Annotated in this window: 17 protein-coding genes; 12 read left to right on the top strand and 5 right to left on the bottom strand. The window is 68.4% G+C overall.

From position 1 onward, the window contains the following. Positions 1 to 21: 21 nt before the first annotated feature. Positions 22 to 669 (bottom strand): chalcone isomerase family protein, encoded by a 648-nt coding sequence (locus AC3WR5_RS08050; RefSeq protein WP_492483343.1) that lies wholly within the window; start codon positions 667 to 669, stop codon positions 22 to 24. Positions 670 to 871: 202 nt separating this feature from the next. Between AC3WR5_RS08050 and AC3WR5_RS08045 the strand changes: the two genes are divergently transcribed. Then, entirely contained in the window at positions 872 to 1,861 is a 990-nt protein-coding gene (locus AC3WR5_RS08045) for a SphA family protein (RefSeq protein ID WP_492483341.1), read from the top strand. Positions 1,862 to 1,972: 111 nt separating this feature from the next. Here the strand turns inward: AC3WR5_RS08045 and AC3WR5_RS08040 are convergent, their stop codons facing one another. Then, the gene (locus tag AC3WR5_RS08040; RefSeq protein WP_492483339.1) at positions 1,973 to 3,244 is read right to left on the bottom strand and encodes an FAD-dependent monooxygenase; all 1,272 of its coding nucleotides are present in this window, start codon (positions 3,242 to 3,244) and stop codon (positions 1,973 to 1,975) included. A 131-nt stretch (positions 3,245 to 3,375) separates the two neighbouring features. On the opposite strand from AC3WR5_RS08040, the gene AC3WR5_RS08035 reads away from it, so the two are divergent. The 9 genes from AC3WR5_RS08035 to AC3WR5_RS07995 all read left to right on the top strand — a co-directional run bounded on the left by AC3WR5_RS08035 (position 3,376) and on the right by AC3WR5_RS07995 (position 14,177). Continuing rightward, positions 3,376 to 4,431: an SPFH domain-containing protein gene (locus AC3WR5_RS08035; protein WP_231010293.1), complete on the top strand. Its 1,056-nt coding sequence runs from the start codon at positions 3,376 to 3,378 to the stop codon at positions 4,429 to 4,431. A gap of 4 nt (positions 4,432 to 4,435) precedes the next feature. Then, positions 4,436 to 6,079, top strand: coding sequence for a DUF4178 domain-containing protein (locus tag AC3WR5_RS08030; RefSeq protein ID WP_492483337.1), 1,644 nt, complete (start codon positions 4,436 to 4,438; stop codon positions 6,077 to 6,079). Between the two features lie 30 nt (positions 6,080 to 6,109). Continuing rightward, the gene (locus tag AC3WR5_RS08025) at positions 6,110 to 6,661 is read left to right on the top strand and encodes a DUF4304 domain-containing protein (RefSeq protein WP_492483335.1); all 552 of its coding nucleotides are present in this window, start codon (positions 6,110 to 6,112) and stop codon (positions 6,659 to 6,661) included. 23 nt (positions 6,662 to 6,684) lie between these two features. Further along, positions 6,685 to 6,906 carry a DUF350 domain-containing protein gene (locus AC3WR5_RS08020; protein ID WP_141291541.1) on the top strand — a complete coding sequence of 74 codons (222 nt, stop codon included), beginning with the start codon at positions 6,685 to 6,687 and terminating at the stop codon, positions 6,904 to 6,906. Then, entirely contained in the window at positions 6,903 to 8,483 is a 1,581-nt protein-coding gene (locus AC3WR5_RS08015) for a polyamine aminopropyltransferase (RefSeq protein WP_492483332.1), read from the top strand. The genes AC3WR5_RS08020 and AC3WR5_RS08015 overlap by 4 nt, the downstream gene beginning before the upstream one ends. Beyond that, on the top strand, positions 8,480 to 10,114 hold the full coding sequence (locus AC3WR5_RS08010) for a flavin monoamine oxidase family protein (protein WP_492483330.1): 1,635 nt from the start codon (positions 8,480 to 8,482) through the stop codon (positions 10,112 to 10,114). The genes AC3WR5_RS08015 and AC3WR5_RS08010 overlap by 4 nt, the downstream gene beginning before the upstream one ends. A gap of 200 nt (positions 10,115 to 10,314) precedes the next feature. Continuing rightward, positions 10,315 to 11,274: an ABC transporter substrate-binding protein gene (locus AC3WR5_RS08005; protein ID WP_231010289.1), complete on the top strand. Its 960-nt coding sequence runs from the start codon at positions 10,315 to 10,317 to the stop codon at positions 11,272 to 11,274. Next, on the top strand, positions 11,271 to 13,136 hold the full coding sequence (locus AC3WR5_RS08000; protein ID WP_492483328.1) for a diguanylate cyclase domain-containing protein: 1,866 nt from the start codon (positions 11,271 to 11,273) through the stop codon (positions 13,134 to 13,136). The genes AC3WR5_RS08005 and AC3WR5_RS08000 overlap by 4 nt, the downstream gene beginning before the upstream one ends. Positions 13,137 to 13,196: 60 nt before the next feature. Further along, positions 13,197 to 14,177, top strand: a complete 981-nt coding sequence (locus AC3WR5_RS07995) for a potassium channel beta subunit family protein (protein WP_492483326.1) — start codon at positions 13,197 to 13,199, stop codon at positions 14,175 to 14,177. A 73-nt stretch (positions 14,178 to 14,250) separates the two neighbouring features. Here AC3WR5_RS07995 and murU read toward each other — a convergent pair whose 3' ends face one another. The 3 genes from murU to speD form a co-directional block, all read right to left on the bottom strand. Continuing rightward, positions 14,251 to 14,961, bottom strand: coding sequence for an N-acetylmuramate alpha-1-phosphate uridylyltransferase MurU (gene murU, locus AC3WR5_RS07990; RefSeq protein ID WP_310742409.1), 711 nt, complete (start codon positions 14,959 to 14,961; stop codon positions 14,251 to 14,253). Beyond that, positions 14,958 to 16,352 (bottom strand): glycoside hydrolase, encoded by a 1,395-nt coding sequence (locus AC3WR5_RS07985; RefSeq protein WP_492483324.1) that lies wholly within the window; start codon positions 16,350 to 16,352, stop codon positions 14,958 to 14,960. The genes murU and AC3WR5_RS07985 overlap by 4 nt, the downstream gene beginning before the upstream one ends. A gap of 117 nt (positions 16,353 to 16,469) precedes the next feature. After that, complete coding sequence (gene speD, locus AC3WR5_RS07980; RefSeq protein ID WP_492483322.1) at positions 16,470 to 16,853, bottom strand: adenosylmethionine decarboxylase; 384 nt, start codon at positions 16,851 to 16,853, stop codon at positions 16,470 to 16,472. 183 nt (positions 16,854 to 17,036) lie between these two features. Here speD and tkt point away from each other — a divergent pair, with 183 nt between their 5' ends. Together tkt and gap are read left to right on the top strand one after the other, a co-directional pair. Beyond that, entirely contained in the window at positions 17,037 to 19,097 is a 2,061-nt protein-coding gene (gene tkt / locus AC3WR5_RS07975) for a transketolase (RefSeq protein WP_492483320.1), read from the top strand. A gap of 91 nt (positions 19,098 to 19,188) precedes the next feature. Continuing rightward, positions 19,189 to 20,187 carry a type I glyceraldehyde-3-phosphate dehydrogenase gene (gap, locus tag AC3WR5_RS07970; protein WP_492483318.1) on the top strand — a complete coding sequence of 333 codons (999 nt, stop codon included), beginning with the start codon at positions 19,189 to 19,191 and terminating at the stop codon, positions 20,185 to 20,187. Positions 20,188 to 20,645 lie beyond the last annotated feature (458 nt).

Here is a 20,645-nt window from a genome sequence, read left to right as displayed (position 1 = left end):
TGGCGAAGGTGAGTGCCCGCTTCAGGCGGCTGTGGCGTTGCTGTCGCCCAGCAGCCCGCGGCGCGTGGCCGGCCGCACTTTCGGCCCCATCCAGATCTTCATCAGCATGCGGAAGAAGCTTTCGCCCTGCATCGCGTCGCCCACCTTCTGGCCGTTGAGCGTCATCTCGGTCAGGTTGGTGGTGGGATTGAAATCCATCACCACGAAGTCGCCGCGCACCAGCTTGCTGCGGTTGCTGAAGGCCGAGCCGAACTGGGCGATGGCGATGAAGTTGGCGGCGATTTCCTCGCTGGCGGCGTTTTGCCGCAGCCGGTCGAGGAAGGTGTTGGACAGGTCCTTGGCCGAGACCTCGCGCATGCTGTAGAAGCACAGGCGCTTGGCACCGGGTTCGGCCAGCGCGGCTTCGGGCGTGGTCTGCTTGTGCGGCAGGTACAGCGCGACCACGGTGGTGCGCACCGAGAGGATCAGCGAGACGGTGGCGCCGTTCAGCAGCAAGGGCTTGCCGGCCACGGTGGCGCTGGGCTCGAACTTGAAACCCTCGATTTCCACCGGCGCGGTCGGCGCGGCGGAAGGGGCCGCTGGCGCGTCAGCGGCATGGCCCAACACCGGCCAGCCGGCCAGACCGGCCAGCGCCAAACCCATGCAATCCCTGCGCGTGAAAGTACTCATGTCCCGAATCATGTCTGGTTTTGGGCCGCGTCGCGACGGCCTTCATCCGTCAACTTCATGGAGATGCGGCGTGCGTCACGGCAACAAGTGGCAACTTCAATACAACCGGTGTCACAACCACTAACGCAACGACACATCCCAAGGTATCTTCTCGCCCTTGCTTTTAAAACACCACAGAGCTTTCCATATGCGCTATCAACCGGTGCGATCTGCATTCATCCTGACTTTGGCGGCCATCGGCTTGTCCGCGCAGGCCACGGAAAATCAGCAGCTGCGCGCCTTGCTGGGCGCACCAGGCCAGGAAATGACGCTGCCCCAGTTGCCGGGCTTGTATGGGCAGGTCTGGGCCCAGCACTACGAGGCGACGAAGTTCCGCAACGGCGATGGCGACGACCAGGTCACCGATCTCGGCAATGGTGTGTCCGCGGTGCGCGGCGGCAAGATCAGCGCCAACGTGCTCGTGCCGCGCCTGACCTGGGTCAGCGAAGCGCACCTGGGCGACGGCCGGTTGGGCCTGTCGGTCACGCTGCCCATCATTGACCTGGACGTGCACACGACAGCCACCGGCCGCTTCCCGACCGGCTTCCCCAGCTCGATGGCCAGCGCCATCCAGGCCCAGCTCAATGGCGTGGCAGCGGCCAATTCCGGTTCGCAGACCGGCCTGGGCGACACCGAGATCGCGCCGTTTGTCGACTTCCAGGACGACGAGTCGCGCCTGGTGCTGCTGGCCGCGCTGGTCGCACCCACCGGCGACTACAAGTCCACCCGCGCCATCAACCCAGGCGCCGGCAAGTTCTGGACGATCCGCCCCGGCTTCCTGTATGGCCGCGCCTTGGAAAACGGCCTGGAATTCGGCACCCGCGTGACCTATTCGATCAACACCGAAAACACCGCGACCGACTACAAGTCCGGCCAGTACGTGCATGCCGACTACTCGCTGATGTATCGCGTCAACGACAGCTGGCGCGCCGGCCTGCAGGGCTACTTCCTCAAGCAGTTCACCAAGGACAAGGGCGAGGGCGTCGCGGCCGATGGCAACAAGGCCCAGGTGCTGGCCGCAGGCCCGGCGGTGGGCTATTCGTCCGAAGACGGCCGCTGGGGTGCCGAGGTCAAGGTGCTGCCGGAATTCCTGGTGCGCAACAAGTCCGAAGGCACGACCAGCTGGTTGCGCCTGATGTTCCGAGTGGACTGATGTAGATGGCGCACCCGGTCTCACGGGTACGTGAGACCACCCTCCGAGAGGGTGCACGGACCGCTTGGGGCGGCCCGGCGCTGGTCCGCGCCTGCCTTGATCAGGCGGCGGTCAGCGCCTGCCGAACATCATCTGCCGGGCCAGTGCTGATTTGACCGGCGGCAAGGCCTGCAGCGCGGCCAGGCCCAGGCCGCGCGCGGTGGCCAGGCCTGGCAGTTGCCAGGTGAAGCTGCGGGCCAGGAAATCGGTCGCGGCGATCATGCTCCAGCGGTCCGGCGCGCGGGCCCAGGCGACACGGCGCAGCGCGGCGTCCAGGTCGGCCGCGCCGCGCAAGGTGTGCACCAGCGACCAGGCGTCCCGCAGGCCCAGGTTCAGGCCCTGGCCGGCGACCGGGTGCAAGGTTTGCGCCGCATTGCCAATGCGCACCTGCCGGCCGGTCACCAGCCCACGCTCGGCATTCAAGCCCAGCGCAAACGACTTCAGCGGGCCCACCAACAGCACCTGGCCCGCGGCATCCGACAGCAAGGTGTTCAGCACGATGCGACGCTGCGTCGCGTCCAGCGGGGCGACCGGATCGTCGCGGCTGTCCACGCACCAGACCAGCGACGCGCGCGCCGTGCCGTCCGCCGCCGGCTTCAGCGGCAGCAGGGCGACAGGGCCGTGGCGCGTGAAGCGCTCGAAGGCAGCGCCGGTCGGCGCATGGCCGTCCAGCGTCACGCTGCCGACCCAGGCGGTCTGCTGGTAATCGCGGCTCACGGCCTTGCGCGCTTGCTCGGCAAACACGCCGCCTTCGGCCACCACCGCCAGGTCGAAGGTCTCTGCCGTGCCAGCGTCCACCTCCACGCCGCCGGCCACATCCTTCAGCGCCTGCACCGGTGTGCCAAAGCACATGCGGTGGCGGGCAGGCTCGGCCGCGCAGCGTGCCGCCCACGCCGCCTGCAGCGGTGCCACCAGTTGGCCATAGGCCAGCACCGCGCCCAGCATCGGCACGGCCTGCTCGTCGGCGCGAATGCGCACCTCGGCCTGGGGCAGGTTCAGCTTGGGCAGCAGGCCGCGCAGCAGGTTGGGCGCCGCCTGCGAGACATGCACCTGCGTGATGGGTTGTGCCTGCTCGGCCGGCCAGGCGCCCAACTGCTGCAGCAGCTGCACGCTGCCCAGCGACAGCGCCAGCGTGCGCGGATCGGCCGAGACGTCCTTGTCGGCTGCTCGGGCATCGAACACCGTGACCTGCACCTCCGGCCAGCGCGTGCTGGCGAGCAAGGCCAGCGTCAGCCCGGCCGGCCCGGCGCCGATCACCGCCAGGCGCACAGGCTGGGAAGGTACCGTTTGCGGCGATGTGGGGCTCAGTGCTTCGAGGGGGGCGGTTTCGGCGGGGTCGTGCATGAGCGGCGGGTCAATCAGGTCAAGCGAACAACAGGCAATCGAGCGAGGGCGCTGGACGGCAGCGCCCTCGCGCGTATTATTCGCCGCGCCGGCAATCGGGCCGTGCTGCGAAGCCAGAAGGGGGTGCTGTCATGGGTTTGATGGATTTCATCAAGAAACAGTTCATTGACATCCTGGAGTGGACCGAGTCCGGCGACGGCACGCTGGCCTGGCGCTACCCGATGGCGGGCAACGAAATCCAGTACGGCGGCTCGCTGACGGTGCGCGAGAGCCAGATGGCGGTGTTCGTCAACGAAGGCAAGATCGCCGACGTCTTCGGCCCCGGCATGCACAAGCTGACCACGCAGACGCTGCCGGTGCTGACCTACCTGAAGAACTGGGACAAGCTGTTCCAGAGCCCGTTCAAGAGCGACGTCTACTTCTTCAGCACCCGCCAGCAGATCGACCAGCGCTGGGGCACCAGCCAGCCGATCACGATCCGCGACAAGGACTTCGGCGCGGTGCGCCTGCGCGCCTTCGGCAACTACGCCTACCGCATCGCGGACCCGAAGCTGTTCCACACCGAGATCTCCGGCACGCGCGACCGCTACACGGTTGAAGACCTGGATGGTCAGCTGCGCGGCCTGATGCTGCAGCACATCAGCGACGCGGTGGCGCAAAGCGGCATCCCGTTCCTGGACCTGGCGGCCAACCAGATCGAGTTCGCCAAGCAACTGCGAGATGCAACCGCTCCGTCCTTCGAGGCGCTGGGCCTGAAGCTGGAAGGCGTGACGCTGCAAAGCGTGTCGCTGCCCGAGGAGCTGCAGAAGATCCTGGACCAGAAGATCGGCATGGGCATGGTCGGCAACGACATGGGCAAGTTCATGCAGTACCAGACCGCGCAGGCGATTCCGAAATTTGCCGAAGGCGCCGGCCAAGGCGGCGGCATTGCTGGCGACGCGATGGGCCTGGGTGCCGGCGTGGCGCTGGGCCAGGTGCTGGCGCAGCAGTTGGGCCAGGGCCTGGGCGGCGTTGGCCCTGCGGTCACCGGGGCGCCAGCGGTGGCCGCGGCGTCGCCTGCCGTCGCGGCTTCGGCAGACGACGTGATGGCGCTGCTGGAAAGACTGGGCGACCTGAAGGCCAAGGGCATCCTGACAGACGAAGAGTTCCTTGCCAAGAAGACGGAACTGCTCAAAAAGCTGACCTGAGTTCGTGGCAACCGGCAGTCCTCCCGCGGCGCCTGGGCGGCCCCAGCGCGTCTACCGTGCCGCGTGCCCGAATTGCGGTGCGCCGGTCGAGTTTGCGTCGGCCGCGTCGGCCAGCGCGGTTTGCAGCTTCTGCCGCAGCACGCTGGTGCGCGATGGCGAGGCGCTGCGCCGCATCGGCGTCAGCGCCGAGCTGTTCGACGACCACTCTCCCCTTCAGCTCGGTGCCAGCGGCCAGTACCAGGGCGTGCCGTTCACGCTGGTCGGGCGGCTGCAGTACCGCTATGAAGCCGGCACATGGAACGAGTGGCATGCGCTGTTCGATGCGGGGGCCGACGCCACGCCGCGTGTGGCCTGGCTCAGCGAGGACAACGGCGCCTACGTGCTGGCTTTCGATCAGCCGCTGCCGCCCGACACTCCCCAACTGAACGAGCTCTACCCCGGCGAGCGCCGGCTGCTGGCCGGCCAGGCATGGAGCGTGGCCTCGGTGCAGCGCGCGTCGCTGCTGGCCGCTCAAGGCGAGCTGCCAAGGCCGCCCAAGCTCGAAGGCGAATTCACGGTCGCCGACCTGCGCAGCGAGCGCGGCGAGGTCGGCACGCTGGACGACGCCGAGGCCGGCCAGCTGCAATGGTCCATCGGCCGCTCGGTCGCGCTGTCCGAGCTGAAGCTGCGCGGCCTGCGCGAGGAAAACGAGAAGACGCTCGGCAGCAAGGGCTTCAGCTGCCCCAGCTGCGGCTTTGCGATCACGCTGAGCCTGTCGACCACGCAAAGCGTGAGCTGTCCGCAGTGCAAGGCCGTGGTGGACGTGTCCAAGGGGCCGGGTGCCGACCTGGCCTTCTACGCGCAGAACAACAGCGGCCCCGGCAACCTGCAGCCGCAGATCCCGCTGGGCCGCATCGGCAAGCTGGCCTTGGGCGCCGAGGGCGAACTGGACTGGCAGGTCGTCGGCTACCAGGAGCGCTGCGACCTGCCCGCGCCGGGCGACGACGACGAGCAGACCTTCTGGCGCGAGTACCTGCTCTATCACCGCACGGCAGGCTTCGCCTTCCTGGTCGATGCCGAAGACGGCTGGAGCTGGGTGCGACCGCTGACCGGCGCGCCGGTGGTGCAGGGCAGCACCACACGTCTGGAAGCGACGAGCTTCAAGCAGCGTTACCGCTACCAGGCCAAGGTCACCTGGGTGCTGGGCGAGTTCTATTGGCGCGTGCAGCGCGAGGAGCGCGCCGAGGTCACCGATTACGACGGCCCCGGTGGCGCCATGCTCTCGAGCGAGCGCACGGCCAACGAGGTCGTCTGGTCGCTGGGCAAGGCCTTGCCGGCGGATGCGGTCGCCAAGGCCTTTGGGCTGACCGGCCCGCAGGCCGCGGCGCTGCGCAGCGATGCCTCGCCGCTGTCCAGCCTCACCGGCAGCAAAGGCGTTGGCGGGCTCAGCCAGGGCGTGATCATCCTGGTGGTGGTGATCGTCGTGATCCTGCTGATGACCCGCTGCAGCAGCAGCGACGATTGCGCCCAGCAGCGCGCCACCTTTGGCGAGGCCAGTGCCGAGTACCAGCAATGCCGGCAGCAGCAGCGCAGCCACGGTGGCGGCTTTTTTGGCGGCAGCGGCGGCTCGTTTGGCGGTTATTCCAGCGGTGGTGGCGGTCACAAGTGAGCCGCCACGTCAAGCAATCGTGAGGCCTTCATGACTCCGTCCGAACTCCGGAAGCCAATTGTTCAGGCCTTACAGGAGGTGTTGCGGCCGCTGGGATATCGCAAGAAGGCAAGCGTCTTTTCGCGCGAGACAGAAGACGTGGTGCATCTGATCGAATTGCAGAGTTCCCGCTACAACACATCCAGTAGCAGTCGGTTCACCGTGAATGTGGCGGTGTTCGCGCGTGCGGCGGTCTACCCGGACATCCGCGACACCGTGAAGCCATCTGTTGGCATGTCTCAATGGCAGCAACGCATTGGGTCGCTATCGCCGGAGCAACGGGACTTGTGGTGGGAGGTGCACGGCCCCGCAGGTGCAGCTGACGCTGCGCATGAGATCGCTTCTCGCATCGAGCAGTATGGGTTGCCGGCGCTTGAAGAGCTGCCCAACTTGGCTGCGCTCGTGTCACTCTGGAAGAGAGGGCAAAGTTCTGGCACCTCACCCATTTTGATGCAACAGTTCTTGTCAACAGTGGAACGGGGTGACGGCCTAGCGGCGCGGCCCGAGATCTCAATCCAGCGGACTGCTCCTGGCGGGCGCTGAATTCAAACAACGGAGAAAACACGATGAACCTCGAATGGCTGCACCCGGACGTGGTGCTGGGCTCGGTGCTGTACGCGGTGATCGGCGTGCTGGTGCTGTGGATCAGCTTTGCCGTCATCGACAAGCTCACCCCGTACAAGCTGTGGGAAGAGATCGTCGAGCACAAGAACGTGGCGCTGGGCATCGTCGTGGCGGGCATGTTCATCGCGATCGGGCAAATCGTGGCCGCCGCCATCCACGGATGAGCGTCCTGGAGCCTCTGCACGAAGAGGTGCCTGAATCAGGTCGTGTGCAGCCGGCTGAAGTGCTGCTGCTCGCATCCGTTTTTGTCATCGCGGCCTGCGGTCTCGTCTATGAACTCGCCGCTGGTGCGCTCGCCAGCTACCTGCTCGGCGACTCGGTGCTGCAGTTCTCCACCATCATCGGTGGCTACCTGTTCGCGATGGGGCTGGGCTCCTGGCTGAGCCGGTACGTGGAGCGCCAGCTGGTGGCGAACTTCCTGCGCGTGGAGCTGCTGGTGGGCCTGGTTGGCGGGCTGATGCCGGCGGCATTGTTCGCCTCGCATGCCAGCCTGCCGCCCACGGCCGGCGCCTCGTTCCGCGTGCTGCTGTACGGCCTGGTCGGGCTGGTGGGCGTGCTGGTCGGGCTGGAGATTCCGCTGGTCATGCGCATCCTGAAGCGCCAGTTCAGCCAGCGCTACGGCCTGAAGGACCTGGTCTCGCAGGTGCTGACCTTCGATTACCTGGGCGCGCTGGTCGTCGCCGTGGCCTTCCCGCTGCTGCTGGTGCCGCACCTGGGGCTGATCCGCACGGGGATCTTCTTCGGCCTGCTGAACGCGGTGGTGGCCGTCTGGGCGCTGTGGATGTTCCGCGCCCAGCTGCGGGCCTGGCGCGCGCATGCGCTGGCCTGTGCCGGCGTGCTGCTGGCGCTGCTCGCGGCCATGGCCGGTGCCGAGCAGCTGACCACCTGGGCCGAGGACCGCTTCTACGGTGAGGCCATCCTGCTGCGCGAGACCAGCGCCTACCAGCGCGTGGTCGTCACCCGCAGCCGCGCCGGCATCCGGCTGTTCCTGAACGGCAACCTGCAGTTCCACTCCAAGGACGAGTACCGCTACCACGAGGCGCTGGTGCACCCGGCCATGGCCGCGCAGGGCGGGCCTCGGCGCGTGCTGGTGCTGGGCGGGGGCGACGGCATGGCCGCGCGCGAGATCCTGAAGTACCCCTCGGTCGAGCAGGTCACGCTGGTGGACCTGGACCCGAAGATGACGCAGCTGTTCCGCACCGAGCCGCTGCTCACGGCGCTGAACCAGAACTCGCTGAATTCGCCCAAGCTGAAGGTCGTCAACGACGACGCCTTCGGCTGGCTGGCCTCGCACGCCGAGAGCTTCGACGTCATCGTCATCGACTTCCCCGACCCCAGCAATTTCGCGCTCGGCAAGCTCTACACCACCAGCTTCTATGAACTGGTGGACCAGCACCTGGCCGCGGGCGGCTACGCCGTGGTGCAGACCACCTCGCCGCTGATCGCGCGCAAGAGCTTCTGGACGGTGGCCAGCACGCTGGAGGCCGCGGGCCTGACCATCACGCCGTACCACGCCCACGTGCCCAGCTTCGGCGAATGGGGCTACATCCTCGCCAGCCGCCGGCCGTGGCACCCACCCACCGCGCTGCCCGTCGGCCTGCGCTTCCTGACGCTGCCGGGCCTGCCCGCGCTGTTCGACTTCCCGCCCGACATGGCGCGCGTGCCCGCCGAGCCGAACCGGCTGTCCAACCAAGTGCTGGTGCAGACCTTCGAGGAAGAGTGGGGGCAGGTGCATCAATGAGTTCGTTGCGGCGGCGCTCATTGCTGGTCGGCGCCGCGCTGCCTTGGCTCAGCGGATGCGAACGAACGCGGGAGGCGCCAGATACGCGCTGGGTCGGCGCGTCCTTCGAGCGTGGCCACCGCCTGCGAACTCTGAAGTCCGGCTCGTTACCGGTGGCTGCGGTGCAGCGCCGCGCGGGCGTGCTGGTGATGGGCGGTGGCGTGGCCGGCCTGTCGGCACTGCGTGCGCTGGACCAGGCCGGGCATGCGGATGCGCAGCTGCTGGAGCTGGAAGACCATGCTGGCGGCAACAGCCGGGGCCACGCGGTCGCCGGCCTCGCTTGCCCCTTGGGCGCGCACTACCTGCCGGTGCCGGGTGAGAGCACCTACGAAGTCAGTGCCTGGCTGCATGACATCGGCCTGCTGCGCTCGGATTCTTCCGGCGTGCATGCCAACGAACGCTACCTTTGCCACAGCCCGCAGGAGCGCCTGTTCATCGACGGCGCCTGGCAGGATGGGCTTTTGCCCTCCGCGCAAGGGCGGCCGGCCACGCTGGCGCAGTACCGCCGCTTCGCCGCGCTGGTGGACCAGGCGCAACGCGAACTCGGCTTTGCGCTGCCCACGCACCGCGTGCGCTGGTCGCCCGGTCATGCCGCACTGGACGCGCAGCGCTTCGACGCCTGGCTCGCCGCCAATGGCCTGGACGACGCACGCCTGCTCGGCTACCTGGACTACTGCTGCCGCGATGACTACGGCGCCGGCATTCACACCGTCTCCGCCTGGGCCGGTCTGCACTACTTCGCCAGCCGGCACGGCTTCCACGCGCCTGGCGACGACAGTGCCGAGCGCGACGCCGTGTTCACCTGGCCTGAAGGCAACGCCTGGCTGGTGCGCGAACTGGCCGAGCCGCTGAAGCCGCGGCTGCGCACCGGCCGCACCGTGCTGCGGGTCGAGCTGCAGAAGCATGGCGTGCAGGTGCTGGCCTGGGACGAAGCTGCAGGCCAGGCCGAAGTCTGGACGGCCGACGCAGTGGTGCTCGCGCTGCCGCTGTTCATCGCCAACCGGGTCGTGGCCGGGCTGGACGCGCCGCTCGTCAGCGCGCTGCAGCAGGCCGCGGCGGGTACCCGCTACGCGCCCTGGCTGGTGGCCAATCTGTTGCTGAAAGCGCCACTGCTGGACCGCCTCGGCGCCCCGTCTTCATGGGACAACGTGGCTTTCGCGCCGGCCGGCAGCAGTCTGTCGCTGGGCTACGTGGACGCGCAGCACCAGAGCCTGCGCCCCGACACCGGCCTGGCCGGCCCGCAACTGCTCACCGCCTACTGCGCGCTGCCCGAGACCCGTCGCCCCGAACTGCTGGCCGGCAGTGCCGAGCACTGGACGGCAGAGATCGTGCGCCAGCTCGCGCCGCTGCACCCGGACCTGGCGTCCAAGCTTCAGCAGGCCGACCTGATGCGCTGGGGCCACGCGATGAGCATCCCCGTGCCCGGCACCCGCAGCCAGCCGGCGCGCGAGGCACTGCGCCAGGCCGCCGGCCGCCTGCGCTTCGCCCATGCCGACCTGGCCGGCTACTCCGTGTTCGAGGAAGCCTTCACGCTGGGCTGGCAGGCGGGGCGGGGGCTGGTGACGGCCACGCGCCTTGCGTCACCCCGGTGACGCATTGAAGAAAGGCGAGTGGTTCACGGAATCGCGCAGTGCGCAAGTCGGCTAAACGCAGCGGCATCCGCCAGCAGTAGGATGCGGGCGAGGTGCACATGGCGAAGCGCGGGTGGAGTCGTCGGCAGATCTGTGTGGCGGGTGCGGTGCTAGGCGCCGCCGTGTCGCCACGGGTCCGCGCCGCTGGCAGGCAGCTTCGGGTGCTGGCATGGCCTGGCTACGCCGAACCGGAAGTGGTCGCAGCCTTCGAGCAGCGCAGCGGCGCCAGGGTCGAGGTGAGCGTGGTCGATTCCGATACCGTGCTGTGGCAGCGCCTGACCCACAACCACGCGCAGGACTTCGACGTCTTTGCCGCCAACACTGCCGAGCTGCAGCGCTACATCCGCCAGGAACTGGTGTTGCCGCTGGACACCAACGCGCTGCCCAACCGCCGCCGCCAGTTGCCGCGCTTTCGCGACGCCGCTTCGCTGCCCGGGCTGGTGCAGGGCGGCCGGCTCTACGGCGTGCCCTATGCCTATGCCGAGATGGGCCTGATCTATGACCGGGTGCGCGTGCTGGACCCGCCCAGCTCCATCACCGCGCTGTGGGACGAGCGCTACCAGGGCAGGGTGCTGGCCTACAACGACGGCTCGCACAACTTCTCGCTGGCCGCGCAGGCGCTGGGCCTGAAGACCCCGTTCCACCTCAGCGAGGCGCAGTGGCCCAGGGCGGTGGACAGGCTGATCGCGCTGCGCCGCAACGTGGCCGGGTTCTACACCCAGCCCGAGGAGTCCGTGGCCATGTTCAAGCGCCGCCAGGCCTGGCTGATGTTCGCCAATTACGGCAGCCAGCAGCTGCAGCTGGTGCGGCAGGCCGGGCTGGACGTGGGCTACGTCATTCCGAAGGAAGGCGCACTGGCCTGGCTGGACTGCTGGGCCGTGACCCGTGGCGCACGCGACCCGGCGCTGGCCCATGCCTGGATCGACCACCTGCTGGAGCCCGAACCGTCGCGCCTGCTGATGACGCGCCAGGGCCTGGGCTGCACCGTGCAGGCTTCGCCGGTGGAGCGGCCGGGCGACAAGCTGCTGTGGCTGGAGCCCGTGGAAAACGAGGAGCGCCGCAATGCCTTGTGGGCGCGCATCGTCTCGGGCGACCGGGCGTCCCGGGTGCTCGCCCCATGACGGCAGACCCGTCACCGCACAGCGAGACGGCGGCGCTGGCGTCGCCCGCGGTGCTGCAGCCGCCGGGTCTGCCATCGGGGCTCGGTGCGGCCGCGTCGCCACCGTCCGCCATCGCGCCGCCACGGCGATCACGCCTGAGGCTGGGCATTGCCGGCCGGCTGGCGCTGGTGCTCGCGCTGGTGGGGCTCTGCGCTGCGGGCCTGACCGGGTTCTACGCCTACCAGGCCAGCCGCAGCCTGCAGGTGGTCTCGGCGCGCAACGAGCTGCTCACGTCCACCCAGGTGCTGGCGCGTCGCATCACGCAGACGCGCGAAGAAATCACGCGCAACCTGCAGGTTCTGGTCAACCACCCGGCCACGCTGACCGTGCTGCAGCGTGGCGACGCGGCCGATGCCGACCGCCTGGCCTCGCTGTTCGGCGGCGTGATGACGGCCAACCCGTCCTACCTGCAGCTGCGGCTCATTTCCGCCAGCGAGCATGGGTTGGAGCGGGTGCGCATGGATCGCCGCGGCGCATCGCCCGTTCGCGTGCTGGGCGATGCGCTGCAGGAGAAGGGCCACTACGCCTACGTCGCCGAAACCCTGCAGATGCCGGCCGGCGCGACCTACCTGTCGCGCATCACCATCAACCACGAGAGCGGCACCGCGGCCGGCTTCGACCAGCCGGCGCTGCAGCAGGCCATGCCGGTGATCGATGCGGCCGGCAAGGCGATTGGCGTGGTCGTCGTCAACGTGGACCTGAACAGCATGTTCGCGCTGCTGGCAGCCGACCTGCCCGAGGCCTTCGCGCTGTACCTGGCCAATGGCGGCGGCGACATCCTGATCCATCCCGACAGCAGCAAGACCTTCGGTTTCGACCGCGGCCGCCGCGTGCTGCTGCAGGACGAGTTTGCAGCCACCGCGCCGGTGGTCAACGGGCGCAGCGAGCATGTGGTGTTCGATGTCGATGGCGACGCCGAGCCCGGCGGCCCGCCGCAGGCCGGTCTGGTCGCGGCCTTTGTCGCGCTGCCGCTGGAGTCCCCGGCCAACGAGAACCGGCTGGTGCTGGGCCTGGCCCAGCCGCTGGCGCAGGTGCTGGCCCAGTCGCAGCCGCTGGGCCAGGCCATCACCCGCATCGTGCTGGGGCTGGGGCTGGTGTCATTGCTGGTGGCTGCGGCGCTGGCGCAGGCGCTGACCCGGCCGATCAATGCCGTGTCGGAGGCCGCGCGGCGTTTCGCGGCTGGCGAGACGCCGGGCGACCTGCCGCTGCGCCGCAATGACGAGATCGGTTCGCTGGCGCGCCGTTTCCAGCAGATGCAGGTGCAGATCACGCGCCAGCTGGCCGACCTGACGACCAAGCAGCAGGAACTGGAGCACCTGTCGCACCACGACATGCTGACCGGCCTGCCGAACCGCCGGCTGTTCCAGGACCGGCTGGCGCACGCGTTGGCCCAGGCCAGGCGCAATGGCGAAGCGGTCTGCCTGCTGTTCATCGACCTGAACAACTTCAAGCAGGTCAACGACCAGCACGGCCACGATGCCGGCGACGTGGTGCTGCAAATCATCGCCCAGCGGCTGCACGCCGCGATGCGCCAGGCCGACACCGTGGCCCGCCTGGGCGGCGACGAGTTCGTCGTGCTGCTGGACACCTCGGCCCACCCGCTGCACGTGGCCCTGATCGCAGAGAAGCTGCTCGACGAGATCCGCCTGCCGGTGCCGCACGGCTGCAAGCAGCTGCAGGTCGACGCCAGCATCGGCATCGCCCGCTACCCGCATGACGGCGAAACCGCCAGCGACATCATGGCCAATGCCGACCGCGCGATGTATGCCACCAAGACCGCTGGCGAGGGCGGCTACCGGTTTTTCTCGGTGCCACTGGAGTGAACAAGGTTGGCGCGGCTGGATAAGCTGCGCAGCTCATTCCAAATCCATCAGGAGATCCTCATGCGTTATCGCCGCCTGGGCCGCGCCGGCCTGCAAGTCAGCGAGCTGTCGCTGGGTTCGTGGGTCACTTACCACAACCAGGTCAATGTGAATGCCGCCGTCGAGATGATGGCCGCGGCTTTTGATGCCGGCGTCAACTTCTTCGACAACGCCGAGGCCTATGCCGCCGGCGAGAGCGAAACCGTGATGGGGCAGGCGCTGAAGAAGCTGGGCTGGAACCGGCTGGACTATGTCGTCTCGACCAAGTTCTTCTGGGGCCTGCCGGGCCAGCATGGGCCGGTGAACCGCAAGAACACGCTGAACCGCAAGTACCTGATGCAGGCCATCGACGGCTCGCTGCAGCGCTTCGGCCTGGCGCACCTGGACCTCGTCTACTGCCACCGGCCGGACCCGAACACGCCGATCGAGGAGACCGTGCACGCGATGAGCGACATGATCACCCAGGGCAAAGCGCTGTACTGGGGCACCAGCGAGTGGAGCGCGGCCGAGATCCGCGCCGCCTGGGACATTGCCGAGCGCCATCACCTGCACAAGCCGGTGGTCGAGCAGCCGCAGTACCACCTGTTCCACCGCCGCAAGGTGGAGCAGGAGTACGCCCGGCTCTACGACGACATCGGCCTGGGCCTGACGACCTGGAGCCCGCTGGCTTCGGGCCTGCTCACCGGCAAGTACAGCGCCGGCGTACCGGCCGATTCGCGCGGCGCGCTGCAGGACATGGGCTTCCTGCGCGAGGGCCTGACCGATGCCGTCAAGAACGCCGCGGTGCAGCAGCTCGCGCCGATTGCCGCGGAACTCGGCGGCACCACCGCGCAACTGGCCATCGCCTGGGCGACCCGGAACCCGCATGTCAGCTCGGTGATCACCGGCGCGTCCAAGGTCTCGCAGCTGCAGAGCAACCTCGGCGCGCTGGCGATTGCCGACAAGCTGACGCCTGAGGTGATGGCGCGCATCGAGGAAATCACCGGCAAGCTGGCGGACTGAGCGTGACTGGGGCACCCGGTCTCGCGGGTACGCAAGACCACCTGCCGGGCGGCCCGGTGCCGGCCGCGCAAACTCAGCGGTTCAGCGCGTCCAGCCGCTCGATCGTGCCAACATCGGTCCACGGCCCCGGCCACAACCGGGCGCCGACGCGGCCGTCTGCGATGGCGGCGTCCAGCTTGGGTCGCAGCGCCAGCCTGGTGCCGGGCGGGATGTCGGTGAACATGGCTGGCCGGAACAGGCCGACGCTGGCCCAGGTGTGGCGCTCCGGCGCATCGGCCACTGCCAGGCCTTCGGGGCTGATGCCGAAGTCGCCGCGCGGATGGTGCGGCGCGTTGGGCACCAGCCAGAGCTGGGCGGACAGCGCGCTGGCGGCGAAGGCCGCCGCATCGGCCGCGTCGAACGGAAAGCCGGGCAGGAACACGTCCCCGGAGACGACCCAGAAGGGCTCGTTGCCCTGCGGCGCCAGCAGCGGCAAGGCCTTGGCAATGCCGCCGGCGGTCTCCAGCGCGCCGCCGTGGTCACGGCCTTCCATCGAATAGTGCAGCCTGAGGCCCCAGCGGCTGCCGTCGCCCAGGGCGGCCGGGAACTGGTCCTCCAGCCAGGCGGTGTTGATGGCCACCTCGCGCACGCCGGCCGCGGCCAGCGCTGCCAGGTGCCATTCGATCAGCGGCTTGCCGCGCACCAGCAGCAGCGGCTTGGGGGTGGCATCGGTCAGGGGCCGCATGCGTTCACCTCGGCCGGCGGCGAGGATCAGGGCGCGGGGCGCGCTTGCCGTCGAACTCACTGCAGCACCACGAGCACCGCGCTGCCCGGCCCGATGCCGGCCTTGACGGTGCAGTCGCTGACCTCGGGTGCCTTCACCGCGCCGCCGCCTTCACCACCGGTCCGCCAGACCTGCGTCTGCGCGATCTTGCCGCAGTGGCCGCTGCCGCCCTGCAGGCGGGCATTGAGCTGGTGGGGTTCGTCGCTGCTGTTGCTGATCATCAGGTAGCTGTTTTGCGGGGTCTGGAATGCGGTGGCCACCAGGCCGGCGGGCATTCGGCCTTGCACCGCGGCGATCTTCGCCCCTGCCGGCAGCGGCGCGACGATGGTCTGCAGCGCCTGCGCCACCGGCCGGCGCTGGCCGTCTTCGCTGAGCAGGCCGTGGCCTTGCGTGCCCCAGTTGAAGTCCTTCAGCTGCCAGTAGATCAGCGCGCTGGCGCCATTGTTCAGCAGCAGCCCGGCCTGCGCGATGGCGCTCAGGCCGTAGGCCGGCTCGGTGACCGCGAAGCTGCGCGCGCCGACCTTGGCCTTGCCGTCCTGCGCGCCGAATTCGGTGATGACGATGGGCCCGAAATGGCCGCGGCCCAGGAAGCTGGCCATGCCGGGCTGGCGCGGGTCGCTGAGCAACTCGGGGTTCTCGTAGACGTGGGCCGAGATGTAGCCCAGGTCGTCGGTCGCCTTGGCCTGCTGCAGCGCGCCGATGTAGTGGTCGAACTGCTTCAGGTTCACGCCCGGCCCGGCGATCTTGACCTCGCCCAGGCCGTTCTGCTGCATCGCGGCCCTGGCCGCCTGCACCAGGCGTGCATAGTCCTCGCGGGTGTAGAGCGTGCTCCAGGCGCCGTGCGGTTCGTTGGTCAGCTCCACCGCGTCGGCCGTGATGCCCAGGCCGCGCAGGTAGACCATTTGCGCGGTGACCAGGTTGGCGTAGTCCGTCACCCGCGCCGGGTCCGCAAAGGTCGAGCGGTCCTTGGAGCCGCTCTTGCGCTGTGTGTCGTAGCGGGCCCAGGGCTCGGGCATGCGCCAGAAGATCAGGTGGATCTGGATGCCCAGCTGCTTCATCTGCTCGCCGAAACGCGTCAGTCGCTGGCGCTGCTGTTCGCTGTCATTGGCCTTGATCAGCTTCAGCCCGTCCTGCACCGACATGCCAGGCCGCAGCTGGTTCAGCAGGATTTTCGGCGCCAGGCCCACGCGCACGTAGCGTGCGTGCAGGTCGCGCAGCATCTGCGTGCTTTGCTCGGGCTTGTTGTCGTTCAGCCAGACCTGGGCGCCAAAGCCGAGGTAGGGGTGCGACTGGCCGAAATCGAAGCTGGCCTCGGCCTGGGCAGCCAGTGCCGCGCCGCCTTGCACGGCGAACAGGCTGCTCAAGGCCAGCGGCAGCAGCTGGCGGAAGGCGGTGTGGGGCGAAAGCGTCATGGCAACTCCTGGAGCGCAATTGGGAAGCCGGCGCCTGACTGCTGCGCCACCATTCGCCAGTCTAGGCGGCCAACGGGCCCGCGCGTGTCGGACGACGGCGCACTTGCGCCTTGTGCGTCAGCGGGCGTCGCCTCGGTGCAGGCGTTGCAGCGCTTGCTGCGCCGGCTGGAACACCACGATCAACGCCGCCATCAAGGCCTCGGCGCGGGCGCTGTTGTCCTGCCCGAGGTTGCAGACGTAGACGTCCAGCGTCACCGCGCCGAGTTCGGGCCAGGTGTGCACCGCGAGGTGGGATTCGGCCAGCAGCACCACGCCTGTGACACCAGGCGGTGCCGTGCTTTCCGGCAGTGGCGTGAAGCGGTGGAACAGCTCGCCGACCGGCTGCAGACCGGCCGCCAGCACCGCGGCGCGGCAATGCGCGCGCAGGGTGTCGGGATCGGTCATCGCGGCTGCGCCGGCGGGGCAGCCGCGCAGGTCGGCGGTCAGGTGCAGGCCGTGCATGGGGTCGGGATTATCCGGCCCCGCTAAAATCCACCGCTGCACGGCTCGGCGCTCCCGACAGATCCGGGAGTCCAGCGCGTCGTTTACAGGCCCATCAGCGCGCTCACCAAGGCGCCAGGCGGCCCGCCGCTGATACCGGCGCTCCTCGCATTTTCCCGGCCCTTCCCCCGACACGGACCCAGCATGCCCCTCGACACCTCCCCCGTCAGCGCCCGTACCGAGCACCCCCAGATGGCCAACGCGATCCGCGCGCTGGCGATGGACGCGGTGCAGCAGGCCAATTCCGGCCACCCCGGCGCGCCGATGGGCATGGCCGAGATGGCCCAGGCCCTGTGGGGCCGCCACCTGAAGCACAACCCGAAGGCGCCGAAGTGGGCCGACCGCGACCGCTTCGTACTGTCCAACGGCCACGGCTCGATGCTGCTGTACGCGCTGCTGAACCTGACCGGTTACGCGCTGTCCATCGAAGAGCTGAAGAACTTCCGCCAACTGCACAGCCTGACCCCGGGCCACCCGGAAGTCGACGTGACGCCAGGCGTGGAAACCACCACCGGCCCGCTGGGCCAGGGCATCACCAACGCGGTGGGCATGGCGCTGGCCGAGAAGCTGCTGGCGGCCGAGTTCAACAAGGACGAGCTGAAAATCGTCGACCACCACACCTATGTCTTCATGGGTGATGGCTGCCTGATGGAAGGCATCAGCCATGAAGCCGTGGCCTTGGCCGGCGCCTGGAAGCTGAACAAGCTGGTCGCGCTGTACGACGACAACGGCATCTCGATCGACGGCCCGGTCGCGCCCTGGTTCATCGACAACACCGCCCAGCGCTTCAAGGCCTGCGGCTGGAACGTCGTCGGCCCGGTGGACGGCCATGACGTCGGCGCGGTCGACAAGGCGATTGCCACTGCCAAGGCCAGCAGCGACAAGCCCACGCTGGTCATCTGCAAGACCGCCATCGGCAAGGGCTCGCCCAACCGCGCCGGCACCGCCAAGGCCCACGGCGAACCGCTGGGCGGCGACGAGATCAAGCTGACCCGCGAAGCGCTGGGTTGGCCCCACGAGCCCTTCAGCGTGCCTGAAGACGTGCGCGCCGCCTGGGACGCCACCGAAACCGGTGCAGCGGCCAACGCCCAGTGGGACGCCCGCTTCGCCGCCTACGCCGCTGCCTACCCCGAAGCCGCAGCCGAGTTCACCCGCCGCATGGCCGGCGAGCTGCCGGAGAACTTCGCCGAGACCGCGGTCGACGCCGTCGCCTCCGCCCACGACAAGGCCGAAACCGTGGCCAGCCGCAAGGCCAGCCAGATCGCGCTGGAATTCTTCACTGCCGCGCTGCCCGAGCTGCTGGGCGGCTCGGCCGACCTGACCGGCTCCAACCTCACCAACACCAAGAGCACGCCCGCGCTGCGCTTTGGCAAGGACGGCCAGCCGGCGCGCAACGAAGCCGGCCAGCTGGGCCGCCACATCAACTACGGCGTGCGCGAGTTCGGCATGGCCGCGATCATGAACGGCGTGGCGCTGCATGGCGGCTACATCCCCTACGGCGGCACCTTCCTGACCTTCAGCGACTACAGCCGCAACGCCATCCGCATGGCCGCGCTGATGAAGCTGCGCGTGGTGCACGTGTTCACCCACGACTCCATCGGCCTGGGCGAAGACGGCCCGACGCACCAGTCGGTCGAACACGCCGCCAGCCTGCGCCTGATCCCCAACCTGGACGTCTGGCGCCCGGCCGACACGATGGAAACCGCCGTCGCCTGGACCATGGCGCTGGCCAACAAGCACCGCCCGAGCGCGCTGCTGCTGTCGCGCCAGAACCTGCAGTACACGCAGAAGGTCGACGCCGACGTCATCACCCAGGGCGCCTATGTGCTGTCCGAGCCGTCAGACATCGGCATGAAGAAGGCCGCCCAGGCCGTCATCATCGCCACCGGCTCCGAAGTGCAGCTGGCCATGGCCGCACAGGCCGAGCTGGCCAAGGCCAAGATCGCGGTGCGCGTGGTCTCGATGCCGTCCACCACCGTCTTCGACCGCCAGCCCATGGCCTACAAGCTCTCGGTGCTGCCGGCCAAGCTGCCGCGCATCGCCGTCGAAGCCGGCGTGACCGACGGCTGGTGGAAATACGGCTGCGCCGCCGTCGTCGGCCTGGACCGCTTTGGCGAATCCGCCCCGGCCGGCGTGCTGTTCAAGCTGTTCGGCTTCACCGCCGACAACCTTGCGCTGACGGTGCGCAAGGTGCTGGGCAAGTGACACCGGCAGCATCCCCTGCCTGAGCCGGCAGGGGTGGGTTGCCCATTGCGTTCACGTTCACTTCTTCACAACTCAGATCAAGAGGCATCTCATGACCATCAAGGTAGGTATCAACGGCTTCGGCCGCATCGGCCGCATGGTGTTCCGCGCTGCGGTGCAGAACTTCGCCAGTGACATCGAAATCGTTGCCATCAACGATCTGCTGGAACCTGACTATCTGGCCTACATGCTGAAGCATGACAGCGTGCATGGACGCTTCAAGGGCGAGGTCGCGGTCGAAGGCAGCACGCTGATCGTCAACGGCAAGAAGATCCGCCTGACCGCGGTGAAGAACCCGGCCGAGCTGAAGTGGGACGAGGTCGGTGCCGACGTCATCATCGAATCCACCGGCCTGTTCCTGACCAAGGAAACCGCTGAAGCCCACCTGAAGGCCGGCGCGAAGAAGGTCATCCTGTCGGCGCCTTCGAAGGACGACACGCCGATGTTCGTCTATGGCGTGAACGACAAGACCTACGCCGGCCAGGCCATCGTCTCGAACGCCTCGTGCACGACGAACTGCCTGGCACCGGTTGCCAAGGTGCTGAACGACAGCTTCGGCATCAAGCGCGGCCTGATGACCACGGTGCACGCCACCACCGCCACGCAGAAGACCGTGGACGGCCCGTCGAACAAGGACTGGCGCGGTGGCCGCGGCATCCTGGAAAACATCATCCCGTCGAGCACCGGCGCTGCCAAGGCCGTGGGCGTGGTGATCCCGGAGCTGAACAAGAAGCTGACCGGCATGTCCTTCCGCGTGCCGACCTCCGACGTCTCGGTGATCGACCTGACCGTCGAGCTGGTCAAGGAAGCCAGCTACGAAGACATCTGCAACGCCATGAAGGCCGCGTCGCAAGGCGCGATGAAGGGCGTGCTCGGCTACACCGAGGACAAGGTCGTCTCGACCGACTTCCGCGGCGAGCCGATGACCTCGGTCTTCGACGCCGACGCCGGCATCGCGCTGGACAAGACCTTCGTCAAGGTCGTGGCCTGGTACGACAACGAATGGGGCTACTCGAACAAGTGCCTCGAAATGGTCCGCGTGGTGGCTTGAGCACCCGGCTTCGCGAATACGCGAAGCCACCCGCCGGGCGGGTAGCGGGGCCGCTTGGGAGCGGCCCGGCGCTGGCCCTGCGGTCCGCCTTGCGCCGGTGATGTCGGCTGTAAGTCGAAAAGCCCCTTGCGAGGGGTTTTTTTTGTGGGCGCCGTAGACGCAATCAGCAACGAGTCGTTTACTTCGAAACGTCTAGACTTCACCCTCTTTTGCCGCGGCACGCTGCTGCCCTTTGCCGGATGACTGCCATGAACCACACGGGTTGGACGAACTGGACACACAAGGCCTGGCTGGCCTGCTCCGCGGCGGTGCTGCTGGCGGCGGTGGCGACGCTGCCGGCCCGCGCGGCCGAGCAGGGTGTGCCGCGCGGCGTCGGTGTCACTGTGCCGGCCGCGGCCGCAAGGGTGATCGTCAAATTCAAGTCCGGCGCCAGCGTGCTGTCGCGCAGCAGCATCCTC

This window comes from Ideonella sp. FW305-24, assembly GCF_058788035.1.
This window is presented reverse-complemented; position numbering and strand designations above follow the sequence as displayed.

Bases quoted from the DNA above. Each gene is read 5' to 3' on its own strand.
- AC3WR5_RS08020 (WP_141291541.1), top strand. From the start codon at position 6,685: ATGAACCTCGAATGGCTGCACCCGGACGTGGTGCTGGGCTCGGTGCTG.
- AC3WR5_RS07985 (WP_492483324.1), bottom strand. From the start codon at position 16,352: ATGACGCTTTCGCCCCACACCGCCTTCCGCCAGCTGCTGCCGCTGGCC.
- AC3WR5_RS08050 (WP_492483343.1), bottom strand. From the start codon at position 669: ATGAGTACTTTCACGCGCAGGGATTGCATGGGTTTGGCGCTGGCCGGT.
- tkt (WP_492483320.1), top strand. From the start codon at position 17,037: ATGCCCCTCGACACCTCCCCCGTCAGCGCCCGTACCGAGCACCCCCAG.
- AC3WR5_RS08015 (WP_492483332.1), top strand. From the start codon at position 6,903: ATGAGCGTCCTGGAGCCTCTGCACGAAGAGGTGCCTGAATCAGGTCGT.
- speD (WP_492483322.1), bottom strand. From the start codon at position 16,853: ATGCACGGCCTGCACCTGACCGCCGACCTGCGCGGCTGCCCCGCCGGC.
- AC3WR5_RS08035 (WP_231010293.1), top strand. From the start codon at position 3,376: ATGGGTTTGATGGATTTCATCAAGAAACAGTTCATTGACATCCTGGAG.
- AC3WR5_RS08000 (WP_492483328.1), top strand. From the start codon at position 11,271: ATGACGGCAGACCCGTCACCGCACAGCGAGACGGCGGCGCTGGCGTCG.
- AC3WR5_RS08040 (WP_492483339.1), bottom strand. From the start codon at position 3,244: ATGCACGACCCCGCCGAAACCGCCCCCCTCGAAGCACTGAGCCCCACA.
- AC3WR5_RS08010 (WP_492483330.1), top strand. From the start codon at position 8,480: ATGAGTTCGTTGCGGCGGCGCTCATTGCTGGTCGGCGCCGCGCTGCCT.
- AC3WR5_RS07995 (WP_492483326.1), top strand. From the start codon at position 13,197: ATGCGTTATCGCCGCCTGGGCCGCGCCGGCCTGCAAGTCAGCGAGCTG.
- AC3WR5_RS08025 (WP_492483335.1), top strand. From the start codon at position 6,110: ATGACTCCGTCCGAACTCCGGAAGCCAATTGTTCAGGCCTTACAGGAG.
- gap (WP_492483318.1), top strand. From the start codon at position 19,189: ATGACCATCAAGGTAGGTATCAACGGCTTCGGCCGCATCGGCCGCATG.